Here is a 15,915-nt window from a genome sequence, read left to right as displayed (position 1 = left end):
TTCAGTAAAATGGCAAATAATCCTACTGCTTCCTCCCAAATATATCAGGGAGGGGTTAACACTTGTTTACATTATCGGATATGTGGACGTTTTGCTGGTCGTTTTTCGTCATTCTTCCTATCGTTGCCATCCTGCATCAGCTTGGCCATATTATGGTCGCATGGATGTTTGGCGCAAAGGTTTCTTTTGCTCTTGGCAGAGGCAAAAAAGTATTGAAAGTAGGCGTTGTTGAAATTAGACGAATCTATTTTCTAGATGCATTTTGCCACTATGAAGAAATGAGGAAAAATAACCGGTTCTCGCACATTCTTGTCTACCTAGGCGGATCATTATGCAACCTGCTCAGTGTTCTCATACTGAATACAATGATCGCCAATGATATCCTGCCAGAACATCAATTTTTCTATCAGTTTGCTTACTTCTCAGTCTACTATGTATTTTTTGCACTGCTGCCAGTCCAGTATGCAGATCATCATCCGAGTGATGGGCAAGCGATTGTGAACATCATTCGGCACGGTGAACCATGTGACATCATTGACTAACAGGGTGACTTTCACTGTCAATTTGATAACGAATTGTTAAAAAGAGAATACCGAATAGCTTCATTTGATGAACGGCTGTGAGACTTTTATCTGTCTCCGGCTTCATATGAAAGCTTTCTTCCATTGGCAGTTTCATGGTGATAAAAGGCGTATGCAAATACAATCCTTCGTCACCGGTACTGCCTTTTGGACATGCACTTTTTAATAGAAAGTCCTCCTTTTCATTAAAAGGTTTTAAAAGAGCGGTCATCTGAGAATATGGCAGCGGCAGCGCAATATTCATATAGCCCGCAGCTGCATCGTGATGATGAGCATAAAGTGCAAAAAAGACCTGCTCCCCTTTTTCGTTGTGACGAATCCACGCCCTGACATTCTTTCGCTCTTCTTTCGGATGTTGAAATGTAGTCAGACGTCCCTTCATTTCATACGGCATACGAGATGTTCCCAAATAGAGCTGCCCTATTTTCTTAAAAATTGGCTGAAGTAAAAAAACAAACGGCCTCACCCACCAATGAAAACAGACTGCTGCTTTTAACGTAAATGCAGTCGGATTTTCATAAAACCTTCGAATCACAGGTGACACCCTTTCAGCTGAAAACGTCGTTCCATTTAAATCATCAAGTGAATCGACTAAACCGAGCTTCTCTTGATCATACATTCTTTCCTTTTGAAAAGAGATCAAATGAAAACGGCCATGCACTCTTGATATCGGAAAATCCTTCTGCTTCAATTGATCCTTTGGCCCTTCGATCAGCCATCCAATCAGACCTGGTAAAATAACAAAAAAGGCATTGATACTGCCATGAAACCAAATCATCTGATCAATGCTGATGTAGGTCACGCGCAAGAGCATGCCAGCGGAATAAAGAAGAGATAGCACGATCGTCCCCATTAACACGCAGCTAGAAAACACAATCAGCACTTTTGCCACTTTCGTTCGAAACCTTGTTTTCATACAAAGAATACCGTACAAATAGAGGGCAATGACATATAGCGTGACGCTGAACGTATCAAACAGACGGGAGAAGCTAATCCCAACAGCAATCATCAAAGGCGACAGCAAAATCACCCAGCCTGCCGCTTTGTATAAAGCTGTCTCTTTTTCTCTCTGTCTCCCTAAAAATCCATAGAAAAGCGGGATAAAAAAAGCAGAGTAATGAAAATGAATAGCGGTCAAAAGCACGATGATTGGTGAAAAGGTCATTACCTGTATATCTGCTGTGTACAGCCAAAACCAAAGCCCTCCTAAAGCGATATACATCCATGCACCATCGATCATCAATTCATGAAGCGGAAAGATTCCCCTTTTCAGCAAACGAGTAAAACCGTATAACGCCAAAATGATCGTATACAAAAACCAGCCAGATGCAAACAAGGCGGAATGATAGATGAATGCAGCCGTTGCACAAAAAGCAGCTAATGGAAAGGCTTTCATTAAAATGCCGATCAGTACTCCCGGCTTTCTCTCCCGCTCTTCCTTCGCAAAAAAGAATAAAACTGCAGGAAGGAAAAACAGAATCGCTATCAGTACAAACAACTCTGCTACCTGACCTGTCATTAAACGGGTGGCGATAAACCAGCACATGAAGAGGAGGCTTGATATCAAATGCCATTTATTCATCAAAAGACACCACCCTTTCAGTAAACCGGCCTTTATATGTAAAAAGGGTCCCAAACAGTCGATTTTTCACATGCACATGAATGGTATACTCACCTGTATGCTCCTCGTAGCCTTCTACGACATCTGACACACCATAAAGCCATGAAGGCAGCGGCCATTCACGTCCTAACATGAGCAGCTTCTGCCGGCCGGATTGAATGTGAAGGAACCCATGCTTTGTTACTGTAAAATGAAGCTCTGACATAAGAAGTCTAGGCTTTCCAAAATAATCTAGTACTTTATGACTCTTCTGATCAATGATCATATCTGCATCAAAGTGCCGTTCCTTCTTTGGGAAATAAAACGTACGAAACCAGTGCATACCCTCCTCTCCCTTATTGGTCATAAAGGGTTTATTGACAATTCGAAAGGGAATGTTTTTTCCTCTCTCAGGGAAAAAACAGCGAAACAGTGGACCAATTTTGAATAAAAATCGAATGAGCCAGGTCCCGCCGCCTATTTCCTCCATGGTGCCTTCAGCGGTAAACGCACGGTTGTATCTCTCTTTTAATTTTGGGTGCAGCTTATCGTAATCCTTTACTTGATGATGATGAACGACCATGTCTACCTCCCCTTTTTCGTTTGATCGAAAATACATCTAGACAATCTTTTAAATTAATCATCCCTGCAATAGATAGAATCAAAAATGCACTCATCACAAGCGGCTCATGAAGTGTGGTTTGTGGGGATAAGATCCCGATACAAAGCATCATCAGCAGAAACACGCTTTGAAGAATGAACAGATATTTCTTTGATAGCTTAGGTATGAGCCATGATACGCCTATAAGGGCATAAAACAATCGGAATCCGGTGCTATGATCAAAAGCAGAATGTGAAAAAGGGATGATCGCTTGGCATAACCAGACGATGGCAAACAGCAAACAAATTCCATAATGGGCAAGTGTTCTCTCCAGTAACAACCGAGGGTGCGTACCCTTTTCAAGCCACGTCTTTAGTGCGCCAAAACTAAAGGCTGTCATAAACCCTATCATCGGGCGAAAAAGAAATCGATCTGCCCACGCCCATCCTTTTCCTTCTTTCGGTTCATAATCAAATTGCGTTTGAAACACAATATGATCGTTCGTTTTCACATATTTCCAATAGCCGCCGCCTTCTTTGATAAAAGACAACGGGTGTGACGATTTGAATTTTAGCGAGGATGCCCGTTCATTCCGTTCATCCATCATTCTAGTTCGATATGCTCCTGTCCCTGTGACACTTACACCAAATCCAAGATGCTTTTCATACAAAAAAGTTTGGGGCTGTTTATCTTGAGGTCCATTTAATGAAATGGTTGAAAAACGCAAATCCCACTGTTCATGAAGCTTTGGATTTTGCGTATATTCCCATACTTTCTCTAAAGGTGCATGAATGGTTGTTTCCACATAAACAGGCTTTCTTTTCATCTGCCTCTACTCCTCTATGTGAATTATTTCACATAATAAGCATACCATGTTTCACAAAACTGTCAAATCTTTATTCGTTTTCTCTCAAAAAAATTATTCCAGAAGGATGCTTCTCTATGATATCGGTTCGCTGTAAAAAAAAGACCTGTCAAATAGACAGATCTTCTTTTTGCAATACTCCCGTGATATAGAGCCGGACCGCATAGCTCACACTTTCTTCAAGCTGTTCTTTTCGTTGAAATCCCTTTTTATTAGAAATATCACCGAAGCCGTGCAGTAAGCTTCTCAGTCCTCTGACGACATGCGTCATTTCCTCTTCTTTTACACCAAAGCGTGACATAATGGATTGAACAAACTGAACAAGGCGCTCTGCTGCAATACGTACTTCTTTTTCATTCATATGTGAAAAGGCAGCTTCATAAAGACCGGGGTGTGTTCGGACAAATTGCACATATTGTCTGGCAAAGGCCAAAACAGCTTCTTCTTTTTCTAGCCCCTCTGTGACTTGCATCCCTTCCTCACAAAGGATGGAGAGCCCCTTTACTGCAAGTGCTGCCTGAATCTCATGAAGGCCGGATACGTGATTATAAAGAGAAGGCGGCCTGATATTCAGCCTTTTAGACAATGTAGCAATGGTCAAAGCGGAGAAGCCCTCTTCATCAACAAATGCAGCCGCTGTATCCATAATTTTTTCTTGTGTAATTCCCATTCTTGGAGACACGGTTTACTGCACCCCTTTCATTAGCTGGCGCTGTCTTTTTCTAACGGCTGCTTGCAGCTTTTCATGTGGCTCTATGATAAGGTCACCATGTCCTGCAGCAAGACAGGATATGCGCAGCGCTAGTAATTTTTCAGCGCTTTTTAATGCGGTTTCCGCATCCCATGTGGCAAATGCCGGGAACGGGAAGCTCCACCGAAACTCACCCGTAACCGATAAGCCGCCTTTTGTCACAAGTGCATCCCCTGCAATGACAACTCCTGATCTTTCATCGTATAAAGAAATGCTGCCAGGTGTATGCCCTGGTGTTGCAATCACTTTGAGCGGCCCAATCTCATCTCCTTCTTCGACAAGCACATCTGGTTTTGTATGAATATTTTTTATAAAACTGCCTTTAATTTTTTGCTGAGGTTCATCAGGGAGCAAGGAAAAGTCACCTTCAAAAAGACGTGCATCACGTTTTGATAAATAGACGACTGCCTCTGGAAAAGCCTTCTTCACCTCATCTAATGCGCCGATATGATCCATATGACTATGAGTGAGAATAATCTTATGAATTGGTTTGTTCTTTTTACGGGCAAATTCGATGATCGAGTTCGCCGCCATTTTTAAAGCAGCATCAATTAAGATGAGTTCTTCTTCTTCCTCAAATACATAGCAATTTACCGGAAATAATCGCGGCATCAATGTAAGCTGGTGCAGACGGTCAAAAGTTGTCATTCTCATGATTGTCCTCCTAAAACTAATGTCGTTAGTTTTATATTAACTAATACCATTAGTTTTAGCAATCATTTTTTCATCAACCGCAATATAAATGTCAATTTGCGCTTCTTTTGGATCAATAGATCTTTCATCATACCATTCAAAATCACCTGTATAAGTGCGGTATTGACGCTGATCCCACGTCCAAATCTTGTGCCATGTTTCAAGCACGACCTCTTCAATCGGTCCCTTTCTCGTTCGAAATCTTGCATAGGTAGACGCAGGAATCTCTTTTACATGTTCGATCTGCTGATCCGCGAACTGCCCTGCTGTAAATAAATAAGAACCATGTTCATCTTTTTCATAATCTGAATACAGCCCTATGACTGGGGCTTGTCCTCCATGAAGCTGCTGCGCAAAAAATTCCTGCCAGAGCGGTGCAATCTTCCGCTCTTTTGTTTGCTCTATTTCGTTTGTTGTTCGAACAGACAACCCTTTGATCCATTGTTTCTTTAATAACACGATATCGTACATACATTCTCATCTCCTTTTTTCCCATCATATAAAAAGAAACCTGACAACTGTGTGTCAAGTTCCTAATCGCTTCATAAATTGTTTTAATTGGAGATTAAATGCTTCCTTGATATGCTTCGGTGAAAGAATGTCAACATCCGGTCCTAAATGAAATAGGAAACTATGCAGCCAATCGTCTTGCGGCACGGTCATTGCTGCAAGATACGTTCCATCTGAACAGACAATCAATTCGTTCTCATCCACCCATTCCTTCACTTTACCAACTGATGCTTCCGTTAACCTAAGCGTGAGTGTTGTGACTGATGGTTCTTCATGCCAAGAATCATTCCAGGGCTTCTCTTCATTTTTAATTTTTTTCGGCCTGAAATATCCCGAAATGGTGATGAGGTCTGTCATTCTTGTCAGCTTGAACAGACGAAAAGCTTTTTTCACACAACAAAACGCATATAAATACCAATGCCTTCCTTTTAAGACTAGCGTATAAGGCTCCACTTTCCGTGGAAGTGTTTCACCTTTCGCATTGCGATAAGTGAACTGAATGAATTGATGCGCGGAGGCAGCTGTATGGATCAGCTGAAGCTTCTTTTCTGCCTGGCTGTCTTTCCCCCATGAGCTTAAATCAATAAAGACATGGTGCTGTTTCTCGCTTTCATCGCTTTGTGGCGGAATGAGAGATTTGATTTTTTTCAGTACATGTTCACTTTCTTTAAAGGAGTATGCACTTGTCATGCTTTCTAGGGCTGTCAAAATAAGCTCTATGTCATCATCGGTAAATAATTTTTTCTCTAAACGATAGTCGTCAACAAGTGAAATGCCCCCGCCTGCTCCTTGTGTTGTCACAACAGGAATCCCGGCTTGATTGATGGTCTCAATATCGCGATAAATCGTCCTCACACTCACTTCGTGAAGTTCAGCGAGGTCCTTCGCTTGCACTTGCTTCTTGCTAATGAGCAGCATCACAATAGACAAAATACGATCGATTTTCATGCCTTTTCCTCTTTTTCATAAATGTAGGTTTTGATTTGATAAAAAAAGAAAGAATGGTAAAGATAAGGAACAGCCAGCATCGTTTACATCCCTGCACATGCAGGAGGAGGTTGCATCATGACACATCACGTGTGGCAGTTATTCATAATTGGGAGCATTATGCTGATCTGCATTATCTTTCGAATGAATCGAATGAGACGCTATCAGCGTGTACGCCCGATCAGTCTTTTGATGAGAATGTATGTATTTGGACTCACTGCCCTTATTCTTCTATCAGAAGGCTGGCAAAACCACAGTATTTTCATCTATGCCGCTATTGGTATGCTCTTTGGAAGCAGTCTGGCCGTTCATGCCTATGAGACGATCCGTATGAAAGAAGAAAATGGCCGTCTTTATGTGAAAACGAGTAAATGGATTGAAAGCTTCATTTTATGCTTATTTTTATCTAGACTTAGTTTTAAGCTGAGTGAGCTGACGAACCATTCGCTCACAAAAATTGGTGTCGTTGAACTGTATCAGCATATTGTGAGTGATGATGCCCTGACCATGCTCAGCTTTTTTCTGTTAGCTGCTTACTATGTTGTTTTTTCTTATCAAATGATGAAAGCAGGTAAAAGATCAGCACATATGCATCATGCGTAAAAACCTTCCTATATGAGTAGGAAGGTTTTTATTAGTCATGCTGCGCATGATGAATCATTTGTTCAAGTACTTCCATCACATGCTGATCTTCAGGGCTGTAAAAAATCGATGTCCCTGCTCGTCTAGATTTCACGAGACGAAGGTTTTTTAAAAAACGCAGCTGATGAGAAACTGTTGATTGCATAAGATTCAGCGTTTCTGCGATATCATTTACCGAGTATTCACCTTGAGACAGCAGGTGCAGAATACGAATACGTGTCGGATCAGATAAGGCTTTAAAAGTTTGGGAGACAAGAAATAAACTTTCTTCATCCAGCTCCATCCGTTCCTGTTCTTGATTTGTATTCAGTTCTTCCTTCATTTCGCTTCACCTTTCTTGTTAGTCAAATCACGACTTATTCTATGTATCATCATATACTAAAACGTGCGGCGTGCAAAGCGGGCACACTTTAGAAAAAAGATTTATTCAAATAGCATTGACACTTGGTAGCATTCTTTTTAAAATGAGCATTATTTATTCATTTTTTTAGAGGAGCTGATAGGCAAATTGACTGAAGAGCCAAGACTAAAACGCAGCCTGACTGTCTTTCCACTTGTTGTGATCGGGCTTGCTTATATGGATCCACTTGTCGTATTTGATTCATACGGCATTGTTGCTCAGCTGACGAAAGGACACGTAGCTGCAGCTTATATATTTACGCTGCTTGCATTACTATTGACAGCGCTTAGCTATGGGAATATGGTGAAGGCTTTTCCAAAAGCAGGATCTGCTTATACATATGCGCAAAAAAGTATTCATCCTCATGTCGGCTTCCTTGTGGGCTGGACACTTTTACTGGATTATTTATTTCTGCCTATGGTGAATTTTGCGATCGGAAGTGCTTATTTAACCGCAGCCTTTCCTGATGTACCTCATTACATTTGGATCATCATACTTGCTATCGCCATAACGACTGTCAATGTAATCGGTATTCGGCTTACAGCCAACATTACGGCGCTATTTGTGACGTTTCAGGTCATTGTCGCCGTCACCTTTGTTGGGTTTGTTATTTATGGACTCACGCAAAACGCTGGCAGTGGAGAGTTATTGTCAGCCCGGCCTTTTTATTCAGCGAGTTTAGATCCAGCGCTTATTTTTTCAGGAGCGACCATTTTATGTTTCTCCTTTCTAGGATTTGATGCGATTTCGACGATGTCTGAGGAAACCATTAAACCCAAAAAGACGATCCCGCTTGCCATTTTCTTAACAGTTGCGATTGGAGGCGTACTGTTTACTTTGACGTCTTATTTTTTGCAGCAGGTGTTTCCAAATTTTCAGCAGTTCAAACATCCTGATGCAGCCTCACTTGAAATTGCAGAATTTGTGGGCGGCGCATTTCTCCACTCATTCTTTTTAGCTGGCACAATGGTCGCTGTCATTTCTTCCTCCTTATCGTCACATGCGAGTGCAGCAAGGCTCCTATATGCAATGGGAAGAGATCAATCGTTACCGAAGCATTTCTTCGGGTATATTCATCCGAGATTAAAAACCCCTGTTTTTAATATTTTATTAATCGGAGCTTTCTCCTTAACCGCAGTCGTTGGCGAACTTGAAGTCATTTATTCCTTTATCAGCTTCGGCGCGTTAATTGGATTTACCTTTGTGAATTTGTCTGTTTTTGCATACTTTTTCGTCAGACAAAAACAAAGAGGTGTATTGAATACATTGAGATATGCAGTGATCCCTCTATGCGGGATGGCGTTTTGTATTTGGCTGTTAACAAGCATTAGTACAAATGCATTAATCATTGGCGTGATTTGGCTGATTATCGGTTTTGTTTATTTCTGCTTCAGGCTGAAAACACGACCTGAATTTACGTTTGGGTATGATAGATTATAAGGTTTTCACTTGGTATCCTGCACAGGATATGGCATAATAAAAAGGCTGTACTTCCCTTTTAAAAGCGGGGCAAAACAGGGGTGAACTGACCTTGAAAAAGAAAAAAACAGGATGTTTTGCCATTTCAGGCTGTTTCACGATTTTTCTCTTTGTTTTCGTATTAGCAGCCATTGCCATCTCCTTTAATCAAAAGGAGTTAAAAAAGCTGCCGATTGATACGGAATCAATTGTTTTGTCGAGATTGGATGATTACAAACCGCTTGTAGAAACAGAGTTAAGAGATCAAGATTTAGATCAGTATACCGCGTTAATCCTCGGTATGATGTATCAAGAATCAAAAGGCAGAGGCGGAGATCCAATGCAGTCCTCTGAATCTCTTGGTTTGAAACGAAATGAAATCAATGACCCTCAGAAAAGCATTAAACAAGGAGTCCATCATTTTTCGACTATGTACAAGCATGGAAAGAAAAAAGGCGTTGATTTGGAAACCATTATTCAAAGCTATAACATGGGAATCGGCTATATTGATTTTGTTGCAAAAAACGGGGGAAAACATTCCGAGAAATTGGCAAAGCAATACTCCAAAAAGCAAGTGAAACGAAACCCCAAGGTCTATACGTGCGGTGGCAACAAAGATAACTTCCGCTATCCGTATTGCTTCGGTGATTTCACTTACGCTGAAAAAGTAAAAGAAAAAACGAAAACAGTTGAAGAAAAGATGAAATTGGCTTCATCATCCTCACCATCATCGTAAAAAAAGCACTTCCGTAAAGGAAGTGCTTTTCATTTTATCGCTGTTCTTTCCCAATTTCCGGGAGGATCGTTTTTGCTAAATGCTGGTCCATTTCCTCATATTCATCATAATGAATCGTTTCATAGAGCTCTTTTCTCGTTTGCATATCCCCAAGTATCCCCTGCTGCGTTCCCTTTTCCATGATTTCTGTAAATAAACGCTCATACGCTTTTGCAGCAACTCTAAGTGATGACACAGGGTAAATGACCATTTGAAAGCCAAATACAGAAAATTCGTCTGCATGATAATAAGGCGTCTTGCCAAACTCCGTCATGTTTGCAAGGAGCGGACCTTTAATATAGTTTGACGCATGCGTGAAGTCCTCTGCTGTGATGAGTGCCTCAGGAAAAATAGCATCAGCTCCTGCTTCTACGTAAAGATTGGCCCGGCGGATGACATCCTCCATTCCATTTACGGACTTTGCATCGGTTCTTGCAATCACCAAAAGTGTTGGTGCCGCTTGTTTGATGGCTTTGATTTTTGCGACCATTTCTTCTACTGGAACGAGTGATTTCCCGTTTAAATGCCCGCATTTTTTTGGCATTTGCTGATCTTCAATTTGAACAGCTGCCACTTTGCTTTCAACCATTTCTTTTGCCGCTCTTGCTGCATTTAAAACACCGCCATAACCTGTGTCCATATCGACCAAAAGCGGCAGCTGGGAAGCTCGAATAATCTCCTTCGCTTTTTCAGCCATTTCTGTTGAATGGATCATGCCGAGGTCTGGCAGTCCTTTGCTGGCACAAAAAGCGGCACCTGATAAATAGAGCCCTTGAAAGCCCATTTTTTTCGCATAGAGCGCAGACATTCCATCGTGAACGCCTGGAATTTGAAATAAAGCTGATTTGTTCATTTGTTCTTTAAAGGCTGCGGCTAAATCAGCCTGACTTCTTTCTTCATTCACGATCCACACGCTAGCTCCCCCTTATATAACGAATAAGTCCATAAATGCTGGTACTGTTGTTGTTTTTAATTGATTTGGATTTTGGCAGAGTGACACAATTTGATCCACTTGCTTTTGCGGAAATCTTGTTTTCAAATGATAGACCCATTTCTTTTCAAGCAGCGGAATGCCTTCCTGTCTTCTTCTGCGATGACCAAGCGGGTATTCAATCTCAATTCGGTCTGTCATCGTCCCATCTTTAAAGAAAATTTGTACACAGTTTGCAATCGATCTCTTTTTCGGATCTAAATAATCCTCTGTATAACGTTTATCCTCTTTCACAACCATTCGATCACGAAGACGATCAATGGCCGGATTTTGCGCCGTTTCTTCTTCATAATGGTCCGCTGTCAGTTCACCATAAATCAGTCCTATGGCTGTAATATACTGCAAGCAATGATCACGGTCTGCCGGATTATAAAGGGGCCCTTTCTTATCAATAATCCGAATCGCTGACTCATGTGTCGTAATCTCTACCCGGTCAATGTCATCTAAACGATCTTTTACAGCATCATGCAGCATCACAGCCGCCTCTGCAGCTGTCTGCGCATGAAACTCAGCAGGGTAAGCAATTTTGAAAAGAACATTTTCTATGACGTATGATCCAAGGGGCTGAGCAAGCGTAAGCGATTTTCCTTTCATGAGAACATCTTCAAATCCCCACTTCTCTGCACTAAGCGGCGTTTGATAGCCCATTTCTCCTTTACGAGTCATCATTGCCAGTCTCACTCCGCGGCTTGTTGCATCCCCTGCTGCCCATGATTTCCTCGACCCTGTGTTTGGGGCGTGGCGATACGTCCTAAGCGGGGAATTATCAACAAACGCTTGTGATAAAACATGCTGGACTTCTTCCTTTGTTCCGCCAAGCATTGCACATACAACTGCACTTGTTGCCACTTTGACAAATAACACATGATCCAATCCATTTCGATTCAGACAATTTTCTAAAGCGAGCACACCTTGAATTTCATGTGCCTTGACGATTGCATGCAGTACGTCATTCATCGTTAGCGGCTCTTCTCCGTTTGCAAGGCGTGTTCTGCTGATATAATCACTTACAGCTAATATTCCGCCTAAGTTATCTGACGGGTGCCCCCACTCCTGTGCAAGCCACGTGTCATTATAATCTAACCAGCGGATCATACAGCCAATATCAAAAGCCGCTTGAACAGGATCTAGCACAAACGAAGTACCGGGAACTCTTGCTCCGTTTGGCACGACTGTTCCAGGTACGATGGGTCCAAGGTGCTTCGTACATTCTGGAAAATTGAGCGCCAGCATTCCGCACCCAAGTGTGTCTATGAGCACATACCGCGCCGTTTCAATGGCTTCTTTACTCGTAATTTCTCCGTCTACTGCATAGGCTGCGATTTCTTCTAATAGCTGATCTGTTTGATTGGCGACTGCTGTTTTGTTCATGTTCATTCCCCCGTTTTTCCATCATCATTTGAAACCTTTAATCCTCTTGGCCCTAAATACCGGACTCTCGGTCTAAAAATGCGATTATGCAAATGCTGTTCAATAACATGTGCGGCTAATCCGCTAGCTCTTGCAGCAAAGAAAATGGGTGTATAAAGTGAAATAGGAATTCCGAGCACGTAATAAATCGGTGCGGCGTAATAATCAAGATTCGGATAGAGGTTTTTCTGCTCTTTCATGTATGCCTCTCCTGCTACACACATGTCATATAGTGTTGTATCGCCTTTTGATTCCGTAAGCGTTTTCAATGAACGTTTTAAAAGAGCCGCTCGCGGGTCCATTTTTCTCATGTATACCCTATGTCCAAAGCCCATCATCTTTTCTTTTGCGGCTAATTTTCGTTCAATGAGCGCAAGAAATCCTTTTGTTGTTTTTCCTTCTAGAAGCATGTGCATGACAGCTTCATTCGCTCCTCCGTGCAGGTCACCTTTTAATGAAGAGATCGCTCCAGTAAAAGCACCATACATGTCAGAATGCGTGGATGCAATGACTCTAGCCGCAAACGTTGAATTCGGCAGCTCATGTTCACTATATAATGTAAGTGTTTGGTCAAAAGCGGTGATTTCGTCTTGTGTCGGGGTGCGTCCAGTTAGCATGGATAAAAAGTTTTCAGTGTAGGATTTGGTCTGATCTGGAGAAATAGCGGCGTCTTTTGTGAGAATATAATAGCTCCCAGCAACAATGGCCGGCAGCTGGCCTAGTAATCGAACTGCACGCCTCTTTTGGCACGCTTCAGATCGATCATGTAATGCGTCATCATACCCTGCAAGAGCAGATAAGCACGTTCTCATTGCATCCATAGGGTGAGTGGATTTTGGCAGCTTGGTTAAAATGGTTTGAATGGTTGGATGTAAGCTGGTTTGTGAGGATATATCTTGCTGAAATTGATGATATTCCATCTTATCTGGTAATCTTCCATAAATAAGCAGATAGGCTGTTTCTAAATATGTCTTGTTTTGTGCCAGCTCAATGAGGTCGTACCCGCGAATCACAATTTCCTCTTGCTCCACATCTAAGTATGATATGGACGTTTCGCTTGCCACAATGTCTTCAAGCCCCGGTTTATACTGCAATTGTTCAGTCATCATATAACCCCCGTTTCGTCCAATTGTTGATCTCCAAACGAGCAAACGGCCAGAAATGATGCGAATCTATAGATGGGAAGATACCGTGCAAGTCGGATACCCAATTCCCATTTTATCCAAAGCACTTCATCTTGTAAATAAAAGAACGTATGTCCAGTTGGACATACGTTAGCTGTAATATGGAGAAATCATGATATATACAATGACACCAGTGAGACTAACATAGAGCCAAAGCGGCATCGTCCAGCGGGCAATTTTACGGTGACGCTCGACCTGCATCTGTGCGCCTCTAAATAGTGTAATCAGTGCAAGCGGTACAATAATAGCTGAGAGCACAATATGTGTAATCAAAATAAAGAAGTAAATTGGACGGATGATCCCTTCTCCTCCGAAGTGTGTATCAGCTGCCATTGAATGATACGTCACATACGAAATTAAAAAGACAAGTGTTGTTGAAAATGCAGCAAAGATAAATCGTCTATGCGCTTTAATGTTCTTTTGTTTAATCATAATGAGTGCTGAAAGTAAGAAGATAAACGTAAAGCTGTTCATCACGGCATTCAGTAACGGCAGAAATGTAATATCCAGATGACTAAATTTATCTGTTTTTGGCATTAAAAATAATAAAGCGATTAATCCGTTTATGGCAATTGTTAAAATGACAACAATGCCGGTGAAATTTTTCGGTTTTTGATTCTGTTCGTTCATGTTTGAAAACCTCTCTTTATTAGTTCCGACTAAGAGTATGTTATTTAACTTTCTCTATAAAGTCAATGAATTCGCTGTCTTCGTCGAATTTTAGACAAACTTGCCGAAGATCGGCATTCTAACGGCTTGAAAGATCCATCCACTTCCTTTAAAATTGGAATTTATGTGATTTTTATCATTTCTTATATGAAAGGAGTAATGGACTTGTCAATCTTACAGGAAACACCCAAAGATGTGAAGACGTTAGAGCAAGAATTACAGCAATTGCAGTTCCAAATGTATCGAATGCAAGAAAATATGAAAGATATTTCGAAAAAGGCAAAGATCATTGGCATTGATCAGGCGAAAGAAGATGAATGGATGATTGTCTCTGCCATTGAAAATGCTGATACATGTAAAATCATGCTGACCGATTGTGAAAAAGCTTTTCGCGGACAATCTGATTTTTCCTTAATTGCTGAATATCCTGAAGAAGGAAAGATTCATATTGCTGATATTAAAGGCCCTCCCGATAATGGATACGGCTCAATCTGTATGAAGCATTTAAAAGAAATCGCAAGAGAGCAGAACATTCCAGTTATTACAGGTGATCTCGTCAAAAGAGATTGGAATCACGTGGACCGCTTGATTCACTTTTATGAAAAGCACCAATTTGATGTCCAAATTAATTGGAAAGAACAAAGCGGAGAAATTTATTGGGTGGACAGCTAACGACAAAAAACCAGCGTGTATGACGGAATATACGCTGGTTTATGTCGAAAATGCAAATTTTTCTGAAAAATATGTGTTTTTTTGACCAAAAAAAGGGTACAATAAAAGCATCAGGCCGCCACCTGATGCTTTCTTCCAAAAAACAATAAGTTACTAGTTAAGTACTTTCACTTTGACTGATTTTACGCCCCAATTTTTTGCTTGGGATTTGCTTGGTACATGTACATCAATTTTGTTACCTTTAATTGCGCCGCCAGTATCTGCTGCGATGGCTTCACCGTAGCCTTCAACATAAACCTTACTTCCTAATGGAATGACACTTGGATCTACTGCAATTACTTTTGCATTTGGGTTTTTGTTTAAGTTTACCCCTGTTGCAGTGATACCTGAGATGCCACCATCATTTGCTGTATAAGCCGTAGCCGTTACAGTCATTTCTTTTTGTACACTTTGACTAGCAGAAGATGATTCTGCTTTAGCTGTTTCCTTTTTAGGAGCAACTTTTTTCGTTGTTTCCTTTTTAGGAGCAGCTTTTTGTGTTGTTTGCTCTTTTTGGACAGGCTCCTGTTTTTGTACAGGCTCTGAGCTTACCGGAGCTGAGCTTTGACCAGCAACACTTAGTGTTGAACCAATCATAATTATATCTGAGTTTAAGTTATTCCAAGACTTAATATCGCTAATTGACACATTGAATTTTTGAGCGATTTTCCAGAGGCTGTCCCCCTTCTGGACTTTATACTGCTCCTGAGTTTTCTCTTTTGAAGAGATTGTCAATTTATCACCTACATAAATCATGTCAGTAGATAAATTGTTCCAACCCTTTAGGTCCTTTAGAGACACATCATTTTTTTGAGAGATTCCCCAAAGTGTATCACCTTTCTTCACAGTGATTTCCTTTGCAGAAGCTTGCTGTGCTCCAAATGCTGTTGTTGAGATTGCTGCAACAGCAACCAAGGACATAATAGTCTTCTTCATAAAGTAAATCCTCCCTTGTTAGCTTTTTATGGCGGCTAACGAGTGCTATCGTAACATATGTAAATGTCAATTCAATAACAAAACGATATGTTTTAGATTACAGTTCCTTTACATGAAACATCTCTCTCCATTGGTAAATCAGACCACAAAA

General features: G+C 41.1%; 18 protein-coding genes. 5 read left to right on the top strand and 13 right to left on the bottom strand.

What is annotated here, in order from left to right:
• Nucleotides 1–62 precede the first annotated feature (62 nt).
• Nucleotides 63–542, top strand: coding sequence for a site-2 protease family protein (locus tag JVX94_RS04560; protein ID WP_041109445.1), 480 nt, complete (start codon nt 63–65; stop codon nt 540–542).
• On the opposite strand, the gene JVX94_RS04555 is transcribed toward JVX94_RS04560, so the two are convergent.
• From JVX94_RS04555 to JVX94_RS04525, 7 genes are all read right to left on the bottom strand, one after another.
• The gene (locus JVX94_RS04555) at nt 532–2,163 is read right to left on the bottom strand and encodes a YndJ family protein (RefSeq protein ID WP_205184661.1); all 1,632 of its coding nucleotides are present in this window, start codon (nt 2,161–2,163) and stop codon (nt 532–534) included. The genes JVX94_RS04560 and JVX94_RS04555 overlap by 11 nt on opposite strands.
• Entirely contained in the window at nt 2,156–2,764 is a 609-nt protein-coding gene (locus JVX94_RS04550) for a DUF4166 domain-containing protein (protein WP_205184659.1), read from the bottom strand. Before JVX94_RS04550 ends, JVX94_RS04555 begins: the two co-directional genes overlap by 8 nt.
• Nucleotides 2,727–3,608 (bottom strand): hypothetical protein, encoded by an 882-nt coding sequence (locus tag JVX94_RS04545; protein WP_111292943.1) that lies wholly within the window; start codon nt 3,606–3,608, stop codon nt 2,727–2,729. The genes JVX94_RS04550 and JVX94_RS04545 overlap by 38 nt, the downstream gene beginning before the upstream one ends.
• A gap of 148 nt (nt 3,609–3,756) precedes the next feature.
• Nucleotides 3,757–4,329 carry a TetR/AcrR family transcriptional regulator gene (locus JVX94_RS04540; protein WP_205184657.1) on the bottom strand — a complete coding sequence of 191 codons (573 nt, stop codon included), beginning with the start codon at nt 4,327–4,329 and terminating at the stop codon, nt 3,757–3,759.
• A gap of 3 nt (nt 4,330–4,332) precedes the next feature.
• Complete coding sequence (locus JVX94_RS04535) at nt 4,333–5,052, bottom strand: MBL fold metallo-hydrolase (protein WP_095408768.1); 720 nt, start codon at nt 5,050–5,052, stop codon at nt 4,333–4,335.
• A 36-nt stretch (nt 5,053–5,088) separates the two neighbouring features.
• Nucleotides 5,089–5,562 carry a GyrI-like domain-containing protein gene (locus JVX94_RS04530; RefSeq protein ID WP_205184655.1) on the bottom strand — a complete coding sequence of 158 codons (474 nt, stop codon included), beginning with the start codon at nt 5,560–5,562 and terminating at the stop codon, nt 5,089–5,091.
• Between the two features lie 54 nt (nt 5,563–5,616).
• Nucleotides 5,617–6,549, bottom strand: coding sequence for a helix-turn-helix transcriptional regulator (locus tag JVX94_RS04525; RefSeq protein WP_205184652.1), 933 nt, complete (start codon nt 6,547–6,549; stop codon nt 5,617–5,619).
• 117 nt (nt 6,550–6,666) lie between these two features.
• On the opposite strand from JVX94_RS04525, the gene JVX94_RS04520 reads away from it, so the two are divergent.
• Nucleotides 6,667–7,191, top strand: a complete 525-nt coding sequence (locus JVX94_RS04520; RefSeq protein WP_144484365.1) for a CcdC protein domain-containing protein — start codon at nt 6,667–6,669, stop codon at nt 7,189–7,191.
• Nucleotides 7,192–7,222: 31 nt separating this feature from the next.
• Here JVX94_RS04520 and czrA read toward each other — a convergent pair whose 3' ends face one another.
• The gene (gene czrA, locus JVX94_RS04515; protein ID WP_024422670.1) at nt 7,223–7,552 is read right to left on the bottom strand and encodes a Zn(II)-responsive metalloregulatory transcriptional repressor CzrA; all 330 of its coding nucleotides are present in this window, start codon (nt 7,550–7,552) and stop codon (nt 7,223–7,225) included.
• A 186-nt stretch (nt 7,553–7,738) separates the two neighbouring features.
• Between czrA and JVX94_RS04510 the strand changes: the two genes are divergently transcribed.
• The gene (locus tag JVX94_RS04510) at nt 7,739–9,070 is read left to right on the top strand and encodes an APC family permease (RefSeq protein ID WP_205184650.1); all 1,332 of its coding nucleotides are present in this window, start codon (nt 7,739–7,741) and stop codon (nt 9,068–9,070) included.
• A gap of 91 nt (nt 9,071–9,161) precedes the next feature.
• Nucleotides 9,162–9,824: a lysozyme family protein gene (locus JVX94_RS04505; protein WP_095408773.1), complete on the top strand. Its 663-nt coding sequence runs from the start codon at nt 9,162–9,164 to the stop codon at nt 9,822–9,824.
• 34 nt (nt 9,825–9,858) lie between these two features.
• Here JVX94_RS04505 and prpB read toward each other — a convergent pair whose 3' ends face one another.
• From prpB to JVX94_RS04485, 4 genes are all read right to left on the bottom strand, one after another.
• Nucleotides 9,859–10,776: a methylisocitrate lyase gene (prpB, locus tag JVX94_RS04500; RefSeq protein ID WP_095408774.1), complete on the bottom strand. Its 918-nt coding sequence runs from the start codon at nt 10,774–10,776 to the stop codon at nt 9,859–9,861.
• A 12-nt stretch (nt 10,777–10,788) separates the two neighbouring features.
• Nucleotides 10,789–12,225: a bifunctional 2-methylcitrate dehydratase/aconitate hydratase gene (locus JVX94_RS04495; RefSeq protein WP_095408775.1), complete on the bottom strand. Its 1,437-nt coding sequence runs from the start codon at nt 12,223–12,225 to the stop codon at nt 10,789–10,791.
• Nucleotides 12,226–12,227: 2 nt separating this feature from the next.
• Complete coding sequence (mmgD, locus tag JVX94_RS04490) at nt 12,228–13,370, bottom strand: citrate synthase (protein ID WP_144470847.1); 1,143 nt, start codon at nt 13,368–13,370, stop codon at nt 12,228–12,230.
• A 168-nt stretch (nt 13,371–13,538) separates the two neighbouring features.
• The gene (locus JVX94_RS04485) at nt 13,539–14,078 is read right to left on the bottom strand and encodes a DUF420 domain-containing protein (RefSeq protein WP_024422676.1); all 540 of its coding nucleotides are present in this window, start codon (nt 14,076–14,078) and stop codon (nt 13,539–13,541) included.
• Nucleotides 14,079–14,276: 198 nt separating this feature from the next.
• Between JVX94_RS04485 and JVX94_RS04480 the strand changes: the two genes are divergently transcribed.
• Nucleotides 14,277–14,789: a GNAT family N-acetyltransferase gene (locus JVX94_RS04480; protein WP_223250994.1), complete on the top strand. Its 513-nt coding sequence runs from the start codon at nt 14,277–14,279 to the stop codon at nt 14,787–14,789.
• Nucleotides 14,790–14,942: 153 nt separating this feature from the next.
• Here the strand turns inward: JVX94_RS04480 and JVX94_RS04475 are convergent, their stop codons facing one another.
• On the bottom strand, nt 14,943–15,764 hold the full coding sequence (locus JVX94_RS04475) for a LysM peptidoglycan-binding and 3D domain-containing protein (protein ID WP_095408778.1): 822 nt from the start codon (nt 15,762–15,764) through the stop codon (nt 14,943–14,945).
• Between the last annotated feature and the right edge of the window lie 151 nt (nt 15,765–15,915).

Origin of the sequence: Bacillus sp. PDNC022 (assembly GCF_016919285.1) — a bacterium.
GTDB classification, from domain to species: domain Bacteria; phylum Bacillota; class Bacilli; order Bacillales; family Bacillaceae; genus Bacillus; species Bacillus safensis.
The sequence above is the reverse complement of the archived record's forward strand: the minus strand, read 5'-3'. Positions and strand labels throughout refer to the sequence as shown.

Excerpts from the sequence above, each read along its gene's own strand:
- JVX94_RS04520 (WP_144484365.1), top strand. The coding sequence starts at position 6,667 with ATGACACATCACGTGTGGCAGTTATTCATAATTGGGAGCATTATGCTG.
- JVX94_RS04480 (WP_223250994.1), top strand. The coding sequence starts at position 14,277 with ATGGACTTGTCAATCTTACAGGAAACACCCAAAGATGTGAAGACGTTA.
- JVX94_RS04485 (WP_024422676.1), bottom strand. The coding sequence starts at position 14,078 with ATGAACGAACAGAATCAAAAACCGAAAAATTTCACCGGCATTGTTGTC.
- JVX94_RS04530 (WP_205184655.1), bottom strand. The coding sequence starts at position 5,562 with ATGTACGATATCGTGTTATTAAAGAAACAATGGATCAAAGGGTTGTCT.
- czrA (WP_024422670.1), bottom strand. The coding sequence starts at position 7,552 with ATGAAGGAAGAACTGAATACAAATCAAGAACAGGAACGGATGGAGCTG.
- JVX94_RS04545 (WP_111292943.1), bottom strand. The coding sequence starts at position 3,608 with ATGAAAAGAAAGCCTGTTTATGTGGAAACAACCATTCATGCACCTTTA.
- JVX94_RS04525 (WP_205184652.1), bottom strand. The coding sequence starts at position 6,549 with ATGAAAATCGATCGTATTTTGTCTATTGTGATGCTGCTCATTAGCAAG.
- JVX94_RS04555 (WP_205184661.1), bottom strand. The coding sequence starts at position 2,163 with ATGAATAAATGGCATTTGATATCAAGCCTCCTCTTCATGTGCTGGTTT.
- mmgD (WP_144470847.1), bottom strand. The coding sequence starts at position 13,370 with ATGACTGAACAATTGCAGTATAAACCGGGGCTTGAAGACATTGTGGCA.
- JVX94_RS04495 (WP_095408775.1), bottom strand. The coding sequence starts at position 12,225 with ATGAACAAAACAGCAGTCGCCAATCAAACAGATCAGCTATTAGAAGAA.
- JVX94_RS04475 (WP_095408778.1), bottom strand. The coding sequence starts at position 15,764 with ATGAAGAAGACTATTATGTCCTTGGTTGCTGTTGCAGCAATCTCAACA.
- JVX94_RS04535 (WP_095408768.1), bottom strand. The coding sequence starts at position 5,052 with ATGAGAATGACAACTTTTGACCGTCTGCACCAGCTTACATTGATGCCG.
- JVX94_RS04550 (WP_205184659.1), bottom strand. The coding sequence starts at position 2,764 with ATGGTCGTTCATCATCATCAAGTAAAGGATTACGATAAGCTGCACCCA.